The organism is Leptospira wolffii serovar Khorat str. Khorat-H2 (assembly GCF_000306115.2).
In the GTDB taxonomy this organism is placed as follows: Bacteria; Spirochaetota; Leptospiria; order Leptospirales; family Leptospiraceae; genus Leptospira_B; species Leptospira_B wolffii.
The window spans coordinates 1-16,926 of the sequence record NZ_AKWX02000023.1 but is presented as its reverse complement, the minus strand read 5'-3'; the positions used below and the strand labels follow the sequence as shown (position 1 = coordinate 16,926).

Annotated in this window: 9 protein-coding genes; 5 read left to right on the top strand and 4 right to left on the bottom strand. The window is 45.3% G+C overall.

The annotated features are described in order from the left end of the window. The first annotated feature begins 35 nt into the window (after nucleotides 1-35). Nucleotides 36-623 carry a DUF2179 domain-containing protein gene (locus LEP1GSC061_RS18120; RefSeq protein WP_016547066.1) on the top strand — a complete coding sequence of 196 codons (588 nt, stop codon included), beginning with the start codon at nucleotides 36-38 and terminating at the stop codon, nucleotides 621-623. Between the two features lie 42 nt (nucleotides 624-665). On the opposite strand, the gene LEP1GSC061_RS18115 is transcribed toward LEP1GSC061_RS18120, so the two are convergent. Together LEP1GSC061_RS18115 and LEP1GSC061_RS18110 are read right to left on the bottom strand one after the other, a co-directional pair. After that, entirely contained in the window at nucleotides 666-1,196 is a 531-nt protein-coding gene (locus tag LEP1GSC061_RS18115; RefSeq protein WP_016547175.1) for an SET domain-containing protein, read from the bottom strand. 317 nt (nucleotides 1,197-1,513) lie between these two features. Further along, nucleotides 1,514-2,083, bottom strand: a complete 570-nt coding sequence (locus LEP1GSC061_RS18110) for a hypothetical protein (protein WP_016547181.1) — start codon at nucleotides 2,081-2,083, stop codon at nucleotides 1,514-1,516. Between the two features lie 204 nt (nucleotides 2,084-2,287). Between LEP1GSC061_RS18110 and LEP1GSC061_RS18105 the strand changes: the two genes are divergently transcribed. Then, nucleotides 2,288-2,695 carry a GreA/GreB family elongation factor gene (locus tag LEP1GSC061_RS18105; protein ID WP_016547348.1) on the top strand — a complete coding sequence of 136 codons (408 nt, stop codon included), beginning with the start codon at nucleotides 2,288-2,290 and terminating at the stop codon, nucleotides 2,693-2,695. Here LEP1GSC061_RS18105 and LEP1GSC061_RS18100 read toward each other — a convergent pair. Next, nucleotides 2,692-4,929 (bottom strand): carbonic anhydrase, encoded by a 2,238-nt coding sequence (locus LEP1GSC061_RS18100; RefSeq protein ID WP_016547141.1) that lies wholly within the window; start codon nucleotides 4,927-4,929, stop codon nucleotides 2,692-2,694. The genes LEP1GSC061_RS18105 and LEP1GSC061_RS18100 overlap by 4 nt on opposite strands. Before the next feature lie 233 nt (nucleotides 4,930-5,162). On the opposite strand from LEP1GSC061_RS18100, the gene msrA reads away from it, so the two are divergent. Beyond that, entirely contained in the window at nucleotides 5,163-5,786 is a 624-nt protein-coding gene (gene msrA / locus LEP1GSC061_RS18095) for a peptide-methionine (S)-S-oxide reductase MsrA (RefSeq protein WP_016547449.1), read from the top strand. Between the two features lie 14 nt (nucleotides 5,787-5,800). On the opposite strand, the gene LEP1GSC061_RS18090 is transcribed toward msrA, so the two are convergent. Next, the gene (locus tag LEP1GSC061_RS18090) at nucleotides 5,801-6,508 is read right to left on the bottom strand and encodes a LuxR family transcriptional regulator (protein WP_040509968.1); all 708 of its coding nucleotides are present in this window, start codon (nucleotides 6,506-6,508) and stop codon (nucleotides 5,801-5,803) included. A 408-nt stretch (nucleotides 6,509-6,916) separates the two neighbouring features. Here LEP1GSC061_RS18090 and LEP1GSC061_RS18085 point away from each other — a divergent pair, with 408 nt between their 5' ends. Next, a complete protein-coding gene (locus LEP1GSC061_RS18085; RefSeq protein WP_040509967.1) occupies nucleotides 6,917-7,546 on the top strand; it encodes a glutathione S-transferase family protein in 630 nt (209 codons plus the stop codon). Between the two features lie 471 nt (nucleotides 7,547-8,017). Then, nucleotides 8,018-15,391 (top strand): RHS repeat-associated core domain-containing protein, encoded by a 7,374-nt coding sequence (locus LEP1GSC061_RS18080; protein ID WP_415751841.1) that lies wholly within the window; start codon nucleotides 8,018-8,020, stop codon nucleotides 15,389-15,391. The last annotated feature ends 1,535 nt before the right edge of the window (nucleotides 15,392-16,926 follow it).

The window sequence follows — 16,926 nt, the reverse complement described above, 5'->3', positions numbered from 1 at the left end:
CGCAAATCGAACCCCTGCCCGGCTCAATTACGGCTATGCCGACTTGGGCCTTCGATTATATCATTTTACCCTTAGGAATTTACTTAGCTAGAATGACGGACGTGAGTATAGGCACGGTCCGGATCATTCTTATATCCCGGGAAAGAAAGGCGCTGGCCGCCATGCTCGGTTTCGTAGAAGTGCTTCTCTGGTTGATCGTAATCACTCAGATTATGCGAAATCTGAACAATGTACTTTGCTATATCGCCTACGGAGGAGGATTTGCGACCGGAACCTACTTAGGGATGGTCATAGAGGAAAAACTAGCGATAGGACATTCCTTGGTTCGAATCATCGTTACCTCCCAGGGAGAAGAGATCGTTAGAAACCTAACCGAGGCGGGATTTAGAACCACTAGTTTAGACGCCAGCGGAGCGAGAGGCCCGGTTAAAGTGATTCTTTCTTTTCAGAGAAGAAAGGATATCCCTTTCGTCCTACAAATTCTGAAGAATACGGCTCCCAATGCGTTTTATACGATAGAGAACGCTCGCAAATCCAGCGATCCTATATGGAGGGTTTCCGGAGAAGAAGGGGATAATCTGGCGCGTCTGCTTTGGAGAAGGCAATCTAGGATTCGGAAATGAAGGCCCGGGGAATCCCCGGGCAAAAGATGGATCGGGTTTCCCTTAAGCGGGAACCTTTACCAGGATCTTCTTGATTTCCTTATGCATAAAGGTAGGGAAATTCAGATGGTACTGGGGTAATAGGATTTTCCAGTCGTCCTTACGGATAAATTTGCGGCAGCCGGACGCTCCACATGCGCATTCGAAGGTCTGATCGAAGTTCACTACGAAATTTCCGTAGTCTATGGTCAGCTCCTCTCCAGACTCAATATCCCTTTTAGCGATGATATTGTCCGATTGGTCGTACCACATATTGGGTTCGCAGGAGTGATTCATAAAATTGGAGCTATTGATAACATACTCCAGGCCAGAGGGTCCGGTAACAAGGCCGAAGTCTACGTCGTATCCGTATTTCATGAAGATTTCCTTCTCCTGTTCTGGAAGCTCGTCGGCCTCGGACACGGAGAGAACCTTCCAGCCGAATTCTTCGTCCTCTATCCACTCGCTGTAACTGAAAAGGAGGGTTCCTTTAGCGATTGGCTGAGAGGCAAAGATGCCGTTTTCCCCGAACTTGTTCGTGCGTCTTTCGATCATGCAAGATCAACCTGCTCTTCCCCATTTGGGGCAAAATTTTAATCAGTCAAGACCGGGATCGAAAAAAGTTCAATTAAAAATATGAAATACCCCCTAGCTCGGTCGGTAAAAAAAATCCGGGGCTTGGGAAGCAAGTTCCAAGCAAGGGTAAGGAAAGAAATTTCTTAGGACGGCCCGAAGACCTTACTAGGACCGAAGTCATCGAGACTCGGTTCCGAAAGACAAAGACAAGGCGGGGAAAAGACTTAAAGGCCCCCGAGGAAAGCCGAGTTTGGAAGTCCTTCATGAAGAAGGAGGACGCGGGGCGCTAGGCCCTCCTACTCCAGAAGGAAATTGGAAAGCAGTTCTCCCGTCCATTCTCCTCGAGGGTATTCCTCGCTCACTTCCTTCAGACGTCTCCAGCCGGAGTCCCTAGCCTCCAGAACCAAGGAAGAAATCCGGAAAAGACTCGTGCGCACGCTCGCCTCCTCCAGTCGGGAACTAGACCTGCCGATCTCTAGAAAACAAGTAAGGGGAAAATTCTTTTCCCAAATTTCTCCCAGACCTTCGAACCTCTCTCCTAAGTCCTTATCGGGAGAAGAATCGGAAAGACGGCTCACGTCTATGAAGATGGGTAGCACCCGACTGGAGGTCCCGAATCTGGTCTCCTTCAGTTCCTTGCAGAATGCGACAGCTTGCGCGAAGGACTCAGCGAAGCAAAGCATGGGTGCCGACTCGTCGTTCGGAATTTTGGAGAGAAGCTTACCGAGCTTGAGACCGTCCTCCATACTCAAGGCTTGCTTGGGAAGAACCAATATAGTCCGAACATCTTTACGAACTAAACGAATCAGATATCTGAGAAGACGAGAGGATCGTTTGGGCACCGGTTCTAGTAAAGTTAAGAACATCTCTATCCCATATGTCGTTCGAAACTTATCCTTCGTTTAGTATATTTTCTCCCCTTATCGAGGTATCGGATTAATTCCTATGTCGCATATCGTTTCCGAATGTCGCGAAAAATCAAGAAAACGAAAAACGCTTGAGTACAATATGTAGATATGTAAGTTACGGATTTGATTTTTCAGTACTTTGTAATGCAGGAGGCTGCTTCCATGAGTGGAAAACGTTTTCTTTCCAAACACGATCACCAAAGAATTCTTTCTACTCTGCAGGCCCCGGACATCCCTCAAACTGTCCAGCCAAGTCTCCTCGAAACGATACGCAAAGCTCTTTCCAAGGCAAAGAAGCTGGATGCCAGCCAAGTTCCCGAAGATCTGATCACGATGAATTCCAAATTCGTGCTTCGGGATCTGGGAAATGCGGAAGCATTCCAATTCACTTTGGTCTATCCGGAAGAATGTCCGGAAAACGCGGCAGCGGCCGGGAAGATCTCCGTACTTTCTCCCCACGGATCCGCGGTATTGGGAGCCCGTGTAGGAGAAGTCGTCCGTTGGGAAATCAACGGTAACGACAAGTACCTAAGAGTACAGGAGTTGCTCTTCCAACCGGCGGCTATTTAAACCTTTTCGGGGTAACCATAGACTCCGCCCAACTCCTTGGCTAGTAGACCCTTATAATCCACTTCTCTTATTTTTCCGGTGCGGATATCGTAAACCCAACCGTGGATCTCCGGAAATCCGTATTTCTTCAAGGCGGTCTGGATCATACTGGTCTTATAGAGATTCACTACCTGCTCGGCGACATTCCACTCTATCAGCTTTTCCTCTTTTGCTTGGTCGGGCAAGGCGTCCAATTCTTCCCTATGCTTTAGATACACGTCCTTGATGTGAGTGATCCAGTTATCTATGAGCCCCGCGGTAGTCCCCTTCAAGGCTGCCTTGACCCCTCCGCAACCGTAATGTCCGCAGACGATGATATGCTTCACGTTCAATGCCTCGATCGCGTATTGAACCACACTAAACAAAGACATGTCGTCCACGGAGACCACGTTGGCGATATTACGGGTCACGAAGATCTCTCCCGGATTAGTCTTAGTGATCACATTCACCGGTACCCGAGAGTCGCTGCATCCGATGAAAAGAACCTGAGGAGTCTGGCCTTCCGCGTGACGGGAGAAGAATTCGGGGTCCTCGGCGGTTCTTTCCTCCACCCAAGTCTCGTTATTCGAAAGCAGTCTTTGATAGGTCTCGCTCATCTCTTTCTTCAGCGATTCTATATCGTTTTGCATGTTCGCTATCCCTCCTAATATTACGGTGATTTCTTTTTGGTGAGCGCTATTTCTGAACTCGTAGATCAATTCCCGGATATCCGGATCCATATGAAGATTTCGGGTACCGTCGATTTCCAGAGTGATCCCGGACGGCTGGCTCTCCAGAACGCTTTTGATTCTTGCTTTCTGAAAAAAGCCCAAATTCTCCCCTAAAACGATCCTACGAAATTTACCGTGATCTTCGACCCGGATGATCGCATTCAAATGGTCCGCGTATAGAACGAAAATCAGGGATGTAACGATACCGCAGAATGTACCGATGAGTACGTTCGTGAATACGGTCGCGATAATCGTTACCACAAAAGGAAGAAACTGAGAATACCCCTTTTGGAAAATCTGTCGGAAGAGCGAAGGCTTAGCTAGCTTAAATCCTGTCATCACAAGTATGGCCGACAAAGAAGCCAAAGGGATCATATTCATGAATTTGGGAAATAAAAGAACGCTAACGCCGATAAAGACGCCGTGAAGTACGGCGGAAAGTTTGGACTTGGCTCCGGAGGCGGCGTTCACCGATCCCCGGACCACCACGCTCGTGATGGGAATTCCTCCGGAGATTCCGCATACCATATTCCCCACGCCTTGAGCGATCAATTCCCTGGACATAGGAGTCTTACGATTCTCCTCGTCCAATTTATCCACCACTTCGATGGAGAGGAGGGATTCTAGAGAAGAAGCCAAAGCGATCGTCAACGCCAAGGCCCAAACGGAAGAATTTCTCCAAAAGGAAAAATCGGGAAAATCCAACTGACCGAATAGATCGGAAGCGTTCTTAAAAACCGGAAGAGTGACCAAGTGATCCTGGGACAAATTTCCCCCCGGTAGGAACTCTCCTAAGAAGAAGTTACCGCCGGTTCCTACCGCGATCGCCACTAGAGAAGCGGGAACGTATTTGAACTTCTTTGCGAAATACCGATCCCAAAGAATAAATACCGCCAAAGAGACCGCACCGATCGCCATCACATTGGCTCTCAGATTCTCGAAAGCGTGCATGAAGACCGTGAGAGAGTTGGTTTCCTTGCCTTCATGCGGATCATGATAGGTTTCGTTGATATCCTCTTTGGTCAGATCGAATTCCTCCACACCGAATTCCTCGATATCGTATCCGATCAAGTGAGGAAATTGTTTAATGATGAGAAGTAATCCTATCGCAGCGGACATACCCACCACGGTGGAGGTGGGAATATACGCGGACAGGGCACCGGCTTTAAGTAAACCTAATATGATTTGTATAAAACCGGCAATCAAGACCGCCAAGAGAAACGCTTCGAAGTTCCCTAAATCGCTGATACCGGACAAAACTATTGCGGTTAAGCTTGCGGTGGGACCCGATACGCTTAAAGAGGATCCGCTCACTAAACCTACTACGATTCCTCCCACGAAACCGCTGATAATGCCGGAGAAGAGCGGAGCTCCGGAGGCGTGGGCGATTCCTAAACAGAGAGGAATCGCAACGAGAAAGACCGCGATACTCGAGGAAATATCGTATGGGACTCTCTCCGCGATATTACGAAATGCTTTATTCATTGGTGCCCGCTTTGTTCGAAATTTTTTCCTTAACCGGAAAAATTTTTCGCAAGATACAAACAGATACTAATGTAACTAAATTAGATACCTTTCGAAATTACCCGGGAGGTTCATAAAATGAAATTGGGATATGATTTCCAGGATTTTTTTATAAGATTCGATTGCCGTTTCGACAGACATTACGATCAAAATCGGAACAATCGCGGGTATTTGCAAAAGAAAAGGAGACACGTATGATAGATATGATTCGCAATGGGCGAAAAATCGCCATCATCTTATCCATTCCGATTATATTCTTTTTTTCGAATATTATTAACTCCAAGGAGAATACCGAGACGGCGATATTCGCAGGAGGATGCTTCTGGTGTATGGAGGGTCCGTTCGAAAAATTGCCGGGAGTCGCTTCGGTAATATCCGGATATTCCGGCGGTCAGGAAAAAAATCCGACTTACGAGGACGTGGGTTACGGAAGAACGGGACATCGAGAATGCGTGAAAGTGACCTACGATCCTAAAAAGATCGGTTATGCCAAACTTTTGGATACTTATTGGAGACAGATAGATCCTACGGATTCGGGAGGACAATTCGCCGACCGTGGCAATCAATACAGAGCCGCGATCTATTATAAGGACGAGGCGCAAAGAAAACTGGCACAGGAATTCAAGGACAAGATCGAAGCCTCCAAGAAATTCCCCAAACCGATCGCGGTAGAGATACTAAAAGCGGGCGAATTCTATCCTGCGGAAGAGTACCACCAGGACTATTACAAGAAGAATCCCGAACATTATCGAAGCTATCGAAAAGGTTCGGGACGAGAGGATTATTTAATCAGAGTTTGGGGAGAATCCCCGAAGTAGAAATTCTTAACGGCTCATTCTCCCAAGAGACGGAAGAGATAGATGGTAAGTCTTTGCAATTTATCTCTTTCGGGGCCCGGGATTTCCTTTTCCAAATCGATCGTCTTACGATAGATCGATTTCAAATGGTTCTTCATGGTTCCGGAATGGATTCCTAAATCTTCGCTGATTTTGCTCTTATCCTTTCCGGATGCGATTCCCGCGCAGATTTCCGTTTCTTTTTTGGTGAGCTTGGTCTTCTCTCTCAGGATCGAGACTAAAGTCTCCGGATTCATTCCTTCATACTTTTTGAAAGTATCCGACGGAGAATGTTGAAAAGAATTATGTAACGCGTCGGAATTATTCGCCTCGTATTTTCCTTCTTCGGAAAAGATGAATACATAGGAGGGAACGTTTCCGTATATCGGCATCTGATAGGCGGTCTGTCTGGTATGGATAAAGTTCCCGTCCTTTTTCTTTAAACGAAGTCCTCTTCCTTCGAATTCTCCCGATCTAACGAGAGCGGGCATAAGAACCGTTTCCAGATATTTGCGGTCCGTATCGGATAAAAAGTCCGATACCTTCATTCCCTGAATGTTTTCTCCTGAGGGAATACCGAGAACCATTCTTCCATTCTCGTTGATCTGAGCAATCTGTCCTGCGGTATCGCAAATCAATAGAATATCGGGCACCGTGTCTCTTCTTTGGATAATTTCCTTAACGTCTTCCAACCTAGAATCCATCCGATTCGCAATGAATCGTAAGACATTTATTTTCCTCTTTGAAAGGACGAAGCTCTCTCTTGCGGAAGTCCCTCTCGGAAGAATATCCTTTTATAGATAGCTAAGACCGAGATTTTTTAAAAAATCCCACAGACATTTTCCGGGTACTTCTTTAAACCGATATGAAAAGCTCGTGACTACCCACTCACCGACCCGATCTCAATCTTAGAAGGATCTCCTACATTCGTGGATGGTAGAATGGACCTTCTTGTGGCAAGCGTTATAGGCCTCTATGTCGAACAGACTAGGGCGGCATTTTATACGAGGGGAACTAAGGCAAAGGCGGCATAAGAATTTCGAAAGATAGGAAGAAGTACGGATTACTTTCTTGCAGAGCGGGAGAGATCGGAGAACTTAAGGTCCAAACCTATGAGCGATCTTACACTTGTAATCGGTAACAAAAATATTTCGTCGTGGTCTTTCCGACCTTGGATCCTTTTGAAGCAAGCCGGAATCCCTTTCCAAGAAGTATCCTTGAAGTTATTCACTCCCGAATACGCTTCGGTAATCGCAAAGTATTCTCCCTCCGGAAAAGTTCCGGTCCTTCATGACGGGGATCTCCAAGTATGGGATACTTTAAGCATTTCGGAGTATCTAGCGGAAAAATTCCCAAACAAGAACTTATGGCCCAAAGAAGTTAAGGCTAGGGCAAAAGCCAGATCCGCAGCGGCCGAGATGCATTCCGGTTTTACTGCTATGAGATCCAATATGAGCATGAATTTCTGGGGAAGATTCCCGGAAAAAGAGCTACCTCCCGAGGCGTTAAAAGATGTAGAAAGAATCTCTTCCCTTTGGTTGGAATTCCTACAGGAATACGGGGGGCCTTTTCTATTCGGCAAGGAATTCTCCATCGCGGACGCTTTCTATTCTCCCGTAGTTTCCCGTTTCGTTACCTACGGAATCTCCTTGGAACCCAAATTACAGGATTACGTAAATACGATCACTTCCTTACCCGCTTATAAGGAATGGGGAGAAGGGGCCAAAAAAGAGATCTCCTAATCCAAAAACGAATTCGGATTCGGATTTGATCTTAACCCAGGTCCAAACCGAATTTCTTTCCTAAGAATAACAATAGCCCGGATTGCGATTCTCCGGACTATGTCTCCCCTTCTCTCTCTATAATCCCTACAAAGCGGACTTCCCCGCTCAGACAAGTCTTCTATCCGGGTTTCGATTACTCCTGTCCGCAATATTCCTTACCCGAAGCACCGGCCCTCTTCACGATCGAACCCGAAAAGGCTGACTTTCGTTAGGCGACTCTCCCATATCCCAAAAGTGAATACTCATTCCGAATAACGCAAATTTAGATCAATCATCGAAATCCATTGACACATTTTAATCTCGACATTGTCATTGCAACGGGATAAACGAATTCTATAGATTGGAAAAGATTTATATTCCGTTAAATTATTAAAATAATATTTAATAAAACTTAAATTGTATAAAAAAAGGGAAATTTTACTCAGAAAGATGATTTCGTACAACGTTAAAAAGGATCGCTCTCTCCGGAACTCCGCGAGACTATCCCATTCGGGATATTGCGGCCTTTCGGACGAGCAAATGGATTTAGAAACATTCAAAAAGATTTATTCTATAATATATAAATCGGATCGTATGATCGATCATATTACGGAATTGTTACATCAAGTCGGCGGATATCGTATGCGTAATGGATATTTTTCAGAAAACAAGCGGAAGTATAGTTCGCTTAGGAAGGCATTCACTTTTTTTATTTTTGCCTCATTCCTCGGCATTTTTTCGAGTTTTTCCATCCGCTCCCTGTATCTTAAATTAACGGGAAATCTAGTACCTCAGCCGGTGCCGAAACTGAATGTTTCCTCCGGTGGATCTCTTACTTCCAACGTGGAAATACCTTTGCCACCGGGAAGGAAGGGAATCGCTCCCCGCCTCGCATTTTCGTATTCTTCCGGTTCTAGAAGCGGTTTACTTGGCATAGGTTGGGACATAGAGGGAATCCCCTCCATTCTGAGAGATTCCGGTTTCGGAATACGCTATGACGGAACGGACGACTTTCTTTCCACTCAGGCGGGCCAATTAACGGACGTTTCCGGAAATCGAAGCGTTTTCCATTCTCGTAAAGAATCTTGGCTTCGGTTCGTACCCGGCGGAGTTTGCGGAGATGGACCTTGCTCTTGGCTTGTAACAGATAAGGACGGGATAGAATATTCTTTCGGAGCGACCTCCGATTCTCGGATCGAGGCGATCGGCCGGAACGGTTCCGTTCGTGCTTGGGCTCTCGATCAAGTTCGCGATTCTTTCGGAAACGGTTATAATATTAGTTATATCGAAGATTCCGTCGACGGGGAATATGTTCCCAAGGAAATCGTTTATCAAAACAGAAAGATCGTATTCGAATATAACGACGACCGTTCCGATACGGTCCCGAGTTTTTTATCCGGATCCTTAGTAAAAAATTCCAGACTTCTCGATTCCGTTAAAATCTACGTGGACGGCTCGATTATTCGCGAATTCGGACTTTCCTATTCTAAGGGTTCTCTTTCAAACCGCCCCGTACTTTCCGCAATTTCCAGAAGAGAATCGAATGTCTTCGGTTCGGAAGAGTTCGCAGATTTGGAATTTACCTACGGTTCGGATGGATTCGTCCTAAAACCCATCTCCAATATCGATTTGAAGTCCACTAGCTCCTTAGTGAACGTTTTCGTTCCTAGCGGTTTACTTTTATACGCTAATCTTCTATTCCAAAACCCGTTACCGAGCGAGCCTAGCGCCCAGGATCGTAAGATCGCGGATTATCTACAATACGTTATGCATATGCCTGTACCTGAAAGGGATAGTTGCAATATAGGCCCTGCCGCCTGTATTTGCGCCGCGTACGCTCCTTGCTGGGGAGGAAACGCCGACTTTTTCAATCAGTTGGTTTCCTCCTGCTTGGACTACAATAACTGGGGTGGACCTCAATATTGCAGCGGAGGGATCGAAGCCGGACTGACCAATTGGATGCAGTTAGACGCCAATGGAGACGGTCTCATAGATTTCGCTAGCGTGGTGGGTTCGGAAACGTTTAATAATATTCGTTTACGAGTTTGGACCGTTTCGGAAGGCAAAGTGGATTCCGATAAAAGTTTTTTAAGTCCGGTGCTTCCTCTCCATTATAATACATTTTCCCGTACCGTGGACCTGGATGGAGACGGAAGAACCGATTTCGCATATGAGAATGGAGGCAAGCTGAATGCGATTCTTTCCAAAGGAACGTATTTCAGCGATCCCAAGTCTTTCTCGAACGTGAATATTCCCGCGGCAAATCGAAACATGACGGTATTCGCTCCTTATTCTTATCTGTATGAACCTTCGGAAACGGATTCCAAGAGACTCGCTCCGGACAAGGCGCCTGCGGATTGGTTCGCCGATATGGACGGCGACGGTCTTTCCGACTTCATCCATTACGACGGATCTTACTTCAACATTTATATCAACAAGAAAGGTAGATTCGAAGATGCGATTCGGATCGTAGGCACATCCAATTATTATCTGAATGAATTTATCGATCTGGATTCGGACGGAAGAGCGGAATATATTCGTTTAACTAGATATAGCGAGAACCCCCGATACACGGAATTATCCGATCGTCTTTCGGAAGCGGATAGCCGGGCTCAAACGGTAACGAATCAATATTCCACGCAAAACGAAATTCTGCAAAGACTGATTTCCGACGGAGCCGGATCGGCATCTTCTTCCGATCTGAATCTTTTAATCGATTATTATCTGAAAGGATGCACGTATTATATAGAGGGACTAGGCACTGGATATTCCCCGGACGATATCGTCCTAGTTCCGAATAGCGAAGGAACGAACGTGGCCTGTTTCGTTTCCGATCCGAATTATGCGGATATTCTTCAATTAAAAGCCGTCGCTTCCGGAGGCTCCGTTTCTTCTCCCGATAGCCTGAGAAGCAATATGCAGATGATTTATGCCCGAGAGATCGCGCCGATTCGTTCCTTGCAGAAGGATCTTCAGGCTCAATTGAATTCCATCGACGCAAATTCGGGAGGCGTCACTCGATACAGACTCGATGTTACCGGTTTTCAGTTGCATTCTAAGACTTCCCAAACGATCCAATTGGACCTGGGAACTTCCGCGGATCGTCTGCGTAGTTTTTTCGGAGATGTGAATTCGGACGGACTTCCCGATTTTATCACGATTGTCGGAACTCAACTCAAAGTGTCCCTGAATACCGGCAAGGGTTTCTCTTCGCAAGTTTCCAGTTCTCTTCATACCGACGATATAAAAAAGGTTTCTCAATTCAATTTCGGAGACGTGAACGGAGACGGTTTAGAGGATCTAGTTCTTTACAATAAAGGCAGTCAGCAAATCGAAAGCTATCTCTCGGACGGTTCCGGAAATTTAAACTATAACGCAACCTTCGGATTCGGTCAGATCGAACTAGCGGAAGATTCCTCCTCCGGCGTATATAAAGCGGATATAGGACAATTGATGGTCCAGGATACGAATGGGGACGGTTTCTCCGATGCAGTGATGATCAAGCTCTGGCAGGACAAAAGCCAGGCCCGAGTTTTCGTTCGCAATACGAATGTGAAGTCCGTCCAAGAGGACGATTTGATTTCCGTCACTAACGGGATCCAATCTTCCACGGTCATATATACTCCCAAACATTTACATTCGAATGCGATCCAGGCGGGAACGGGAGATTATCCCAACTTGGTCGATACATCTCCTCGGTATTTGGCCACAAGCGTTCGGACTGATATTGGAGGTGGAATTTCCACCGAGGAGAGTTTTTCCTTCGAGAATGCCAGGTTTTTTGCCGGGACCCGAGGAATAGCAAGAAGCCTGGGCTTCGGAAAAGTTCGAGAGAAGGACCAAGGGACGGGATTTTTTAAGGAAACGGAATATTTCCAGAATGATTATAGATTAGCGGGAACTCTGATCAGCGTAAGCAATTATAATGCTTCCGGGAAGTTATTGCAGCAATCGATTTATAGCGGATTCAAATTTCCGAATCCTTTCGGTACGGAGATTTCAGTCGCTACGAATATCGCTAAGGCTTCCTTTCATAACGGTAACTTGGAGGTTTCCTCAAACACGAGTTTTACGATAGACGACTACGGATTTCCGAAGAGCCAGACGGAAACTGCCGGAGATCATTTCGTGTTTTCCGATATCGACCTGGTCTATGACTGGAATGGCTGGAGGATCGGACGAAATTCCCGCACCAAGAAGTATGTGGATGGAACGCTTATCCAAGACCAATCCGTTGTTTATGACGGAGATACGGTCTCCTCCACGGTCCAATTCTCGGGAACTTCCGCAGAGCAAATCACAAAATATACGTACGATTCCTACGGAAATCCGATCACTTCCACGGATCCTGCCGGAGCCGTTACGACGATTTCTTACGACCGGATTCTCCATATATTCCAAACGGAGAAGACGAACGCACTGGGGCATAAGGAAATTACGGAATACGAAACTTCTTTGGGATTAGAAATATCCAGAACGGATGTGAACGGAGCTAAAATCCGTAAAGATTACGACGCCTTGGGTCGAGTGGTCGCAGTATTCTATCCAGGTAGTTCGGATCCGAACGAATCTTATGAATACCGCAACCCTGCCCGTTTCGATTTGTCGGACCTCTCTTCGACGCAATCAGTGATTAAGACCGTCAGAGACACGACTACCGGAATTGAAACCGTAACCGAGGAATATTCGGATCCTTTCGGCAATATTATCCGATCCGTATCCGATACTGCGGTTTCGGGAATCGATTTAATTACGGACACAGTCTACGATTATTCTACGGGACTCGTCGTTAAGAAATCGAATCCTTACTTCAGCAATCTTTCTCCTTTTTGGACGTCCTACAAGTATGAAGATCCGGATCTTCGTTCCACCGGCAGCATTTTCAGCGATCCTACGGGAAATACGGTGACTTCCATCTCTTACGGAATTCTTTCGACGAATACTTCCATCCAATATCCGGATGGAAGTGTAAAATCCTTTTCGGAAACGAAGAACGAGTTGGGTCAGACCGTTTCCAAAACGGAGAATGGACAGACTATTCTTACTTACTATTCTCCTTTCGGCCAACCGTCTCGGATCACGGATCCCTCGGGAAAGGTCACGAGTTTTGCCTACGATATAGCCGGTAGAAGAATTAGTGTTACGGATCCGAATTCAGGTACGATCACGTATTCTTACGATTTCGCGGGAAGAGTATCCAAGCAAACGGACGCCAGAAATAAAAGTCTTTCCTTTCATTACGATTCGCTAGGACGGATCCTATCTACGATTCCAAGCGGGGGAGAAGCGGCGGTTTTAAACGAATATGACGGAACGGACAGTTCTTACGGAATCGGTCGACTGACTCGAATCGTCGACTCTTCCGGAACGACGGAGATCGGTTATAATATCCAAGGAAAACCGGTTCTACAGAAGAAGACGATAGACGATCTGATTCTCATTACCAAAATGGAATATGATTCCTTAGGGAGATTGACCGCGATTATCTATCCCGACGGATCCAAAGTCCACCAAACCTATTCTTTGAACGGAAATCTGGAAAGAGTTTCTTTGGATTCCGCGGACGGAAACGCTTATGATTCTCTCGTAGCGGAATATGCCGGACCGATTTTCCAAGACGGAGCGGCCATCTTTAGAAAGACCGCGGGGAACGGAGTGATTACGGACCTCCGATTGGATCCTTCCCATTTCCGGACCCAGATTCTTTCTTCCAAAAAAGAAGACGGAAGCGATTTACAAAAAATCTCGTACGAATACGACGGATCGGGAAATATTCTACTTCAAACCGATCATAAGAACGCCACTAGAACCCGAAGCTTTGCCTACGATATACAGAATCGTTTGGTGTCCTCCTCGGGAAGTTCCGGTACTTTAAATTATACTTATAGTGCGGACGGAAACCTGATCCAAAAAGGAAAGTATACCCTGACTTACGGAGACGCCGGTCATGCCCACGCGGTAACCAAGATATATAGCCAAGACTCGGGAAACGTCACGTATTCCTATGATGCCGCGGGGAATATGATCTCTCGAAACGGAGATACATTATCTTACGATTCTTTCGGAAAACTCACGGAATACAGTACAAGCGATGGAGTAGAAATCCGGTATACGTACGATTATTCCGGAAACCGAGTAAAAACGGAAAATCGGAACGCATCTACAATCACTTATTCTATGGGAGATTTATACGAAATCGTACAGGCCCCCGGTGTCTCACCCAAGTATACATCGTATATCAAAGGCTTAGGAGGAGAAATCCTAACTCAGATCACCCGGACGGATGCGGTCCTAATGACGGAAGGCGGAGAGCAGAAGACGGATATAGGAATTGCCGGGAGCTTATTTTATGGATTAGATTTTTGCACCGGAGCGATGGATTGCGGAACCTACTGGAAGAATAGAGTCTTCTCGCCTATCTACGGATTCTTTACATATTCGAAATTATTCCGATTCGGGATCCCTACCTGGCAGTTGCGAATCGGCTATCTATGTTTCATTCTGGGGGTTTTGTATCTAACGTATCCGTATTACCGCAAAGGAAACGAAATATTACAAAGAATGAAAATTGCAGGATGGAGTTCACCCGTACTACTACTCTCCTTCTTCGGAGTCTTAATATTCCAAGATTGTAATGGAATATTAACAGGATCTAAAAAAGAAGCAGCACCTTGGTATCTATTATCCAATAATGCAAGCTCGGAAGTATTGCCTCCCGTATCACCACCGGGGAAAGGATCCCAAGGAATAACAGGAGCAGGAGAACCGGCAGTGGGAGCCTACTTCTACCAAACGGATCATTTAGGTTCCACGACTATGTTGACGGACGGATATGGAAATCCCATCGCGGGTCCGGGACAATCCGGAACGAGTTATATGAGCTATTATCCATACGGCGAAATTAATTATACGGAATCTTCTGGGCCGGATATATTCCGTTATAAATTCACGGGCCAGATTGCTGACTCGGAGACCGGTTTGTATTATTACAAATCTCGCTACTACGATCCTTTCTTGGGTAGATTCATACAGGCGGACGATAGAGCGGATCAGGGTATCAACGGTCTCAATCGTTATATGTATGTGGGAGGAAATCCGGTCAATCGCATCGATCCGGATGGACATAGCTGGTTGAGTAGTGCCCTCGGAAAGGCGGGGTCATGGTTGCAAAGAGCTACTTATATAAGTAGCCAGCGTTGGGCTTCCGTTGGGAATACATTTTATAATATCGGAAGCGCCATCGGTGGTGCGCTTCTATTAATCGGAATAGTTGCTTTTTCCCCTGTCCTTTTACTTGCCGGAATAATATCGAATCCGAGAGCTTTCCAGCATAATTTTGGACAAGCTACTGCGTCATATTTTCGATCTCTCACTGATTTTGGTGTAAGTTCAATCATGAATCCTATTAAAGGAGATCCAAGGCCTAGGTATTCAATAGAGCGAGGAGCTTTTATTGTTTACAACTCTTATGAAGAAAATCATGGCCTCTTCTCGGCCGAACGTAAAACTGCGCAAGCGACCACTCGTGAGGATTATGTTGCAGCAAGGACAGGAATTTCGAATAGAGCGATGCAACATGAGCTGGTGCATATTGATCAATGGTACGCAAATTCGCTTGGACCATTTAGTGAATTTGAGGCGGATCTTCGATCTGGAACGAATGGTTATGGGACTTGGACTTATCTTCAGAATAAGGGGCTGATTAGCAGAGATTTGTATCTTATATTAAATGTCACTAATATTATAGAGCAAATGAAAATACAGTCCCCTTTATTTAACGTTATCAATAGTCTAAATTTGGCTAAAATATTGATGCTACATTAGGAGAAATATGAAAATAATATTTGTTTACTTCATCTTTTTTATACTCTTGCTCTCTTGCGGGGCATTGGGCCCTGAGCAAGATACTACGGGCTGCCTTCTTGCAGTTATCAATGAGTATTATAGTTCAAAACCAATGGGTTCTGATGCGGATCTATTGAATACCCTCCTTGTTTCTGCGGCTTGCTCGCCAGAATGAAGGGAGAACGTTCTTTATGAAGGAGTTGCTGATTATTTTGTAGCAACTCTAAAAGGAAATAACCCCACAATTCATTATGCACGCGGAGGCTGGGGGGTTCGTAATTCACAATTTGCGGAATGGTTTGCTACGGGCGATTCGACTTCTTATGCAAGTTGGGGTGTTGCTCATATTCGAACCGGAGAATCGCAGGATACAATTAAGCATGAAATGGGTCATGTGGACCAATACTTGAACGGTGGAAAATGGGCCAATAGTAGTCATCAACTATTACAAGAGATGGATTCCGATCTTCGGTCAGGGACTATGAATTACGGGGCTACAAAATACTTCTTATACAAAATGCTAAGTCCTCAAGCTTTCGCAGTGTATGCAGGGCTATTAGCATATCGAGATATACAATATCAATTCTTATTTACTATGGCAAACGCAAGAGCTATCGGAGACGCCTCACCGGAAACTTTGGCCAAGTTAGACAGTGTGCTTAATTTATGGTTTGTTCTAAATTACTATCAGAAAGAAGTTGTAGAAGCGAATAGAATGTTTAATGGACTATTTCCTTATTGAGATTGGAAGAGTATGAAAAATTCAATTGCTTATTTTGCTTTTCTAACATTATCCCATTTTATAAACATGGGATGCATCCTGGATCCTCCAGAGGAGAATAATAATTGCTACTTTCAGTATTATGTATACATAAGCTCACCAAATGATGCCGACTTGCAAGGGAGCGCACTCGTTTCTCTTCTTGCCTGTATGGAAAAAAGAAAAGGTAGATAGATTATCCCGAGACTTTGCATAAGCGTGCAAAACCGAAATATAACCGAGAAATAAGGATGATTATAGAATCCTGAAGCGTTCTTTTTTTTATATTGCTACAGGAAAATGCGAGTCAGGACCCGCCGCAATCAACGAACATACATTAGAATTCAGATCATCAGGGAATTATTATGAATAAATTTTCGAAAATAGAAAAAGATTTTAAAGCTTTTCACATAACAATCCAATAAGGGCCCTATGAACAGAAGCCAAATCTTACCACTCTGCCTTACTTTCTTTTCCTTAAATGTGCGTGATTCTGGTTCGCTTTTTCGCGAAGAATTAAAAAGACAGTTTTATAGCACCCTTCTTGCTTTGTGCGGATGAAGTGAAGAAATCGCAGTGATTTTTTAAGTTAGGTACTAAATTCTGAAGAATAGATATTTTTCTCAACCCTTACATTACTTACTTATGATAAATAATATTTTGATATGAAAGCAAACGTGGGTCCGGGGTTTCGAAGGAGTAAATTCCCCCGGAGAGGGGGTAGCAAAAGACGCAAATGCGGCTTTTGCGAGGG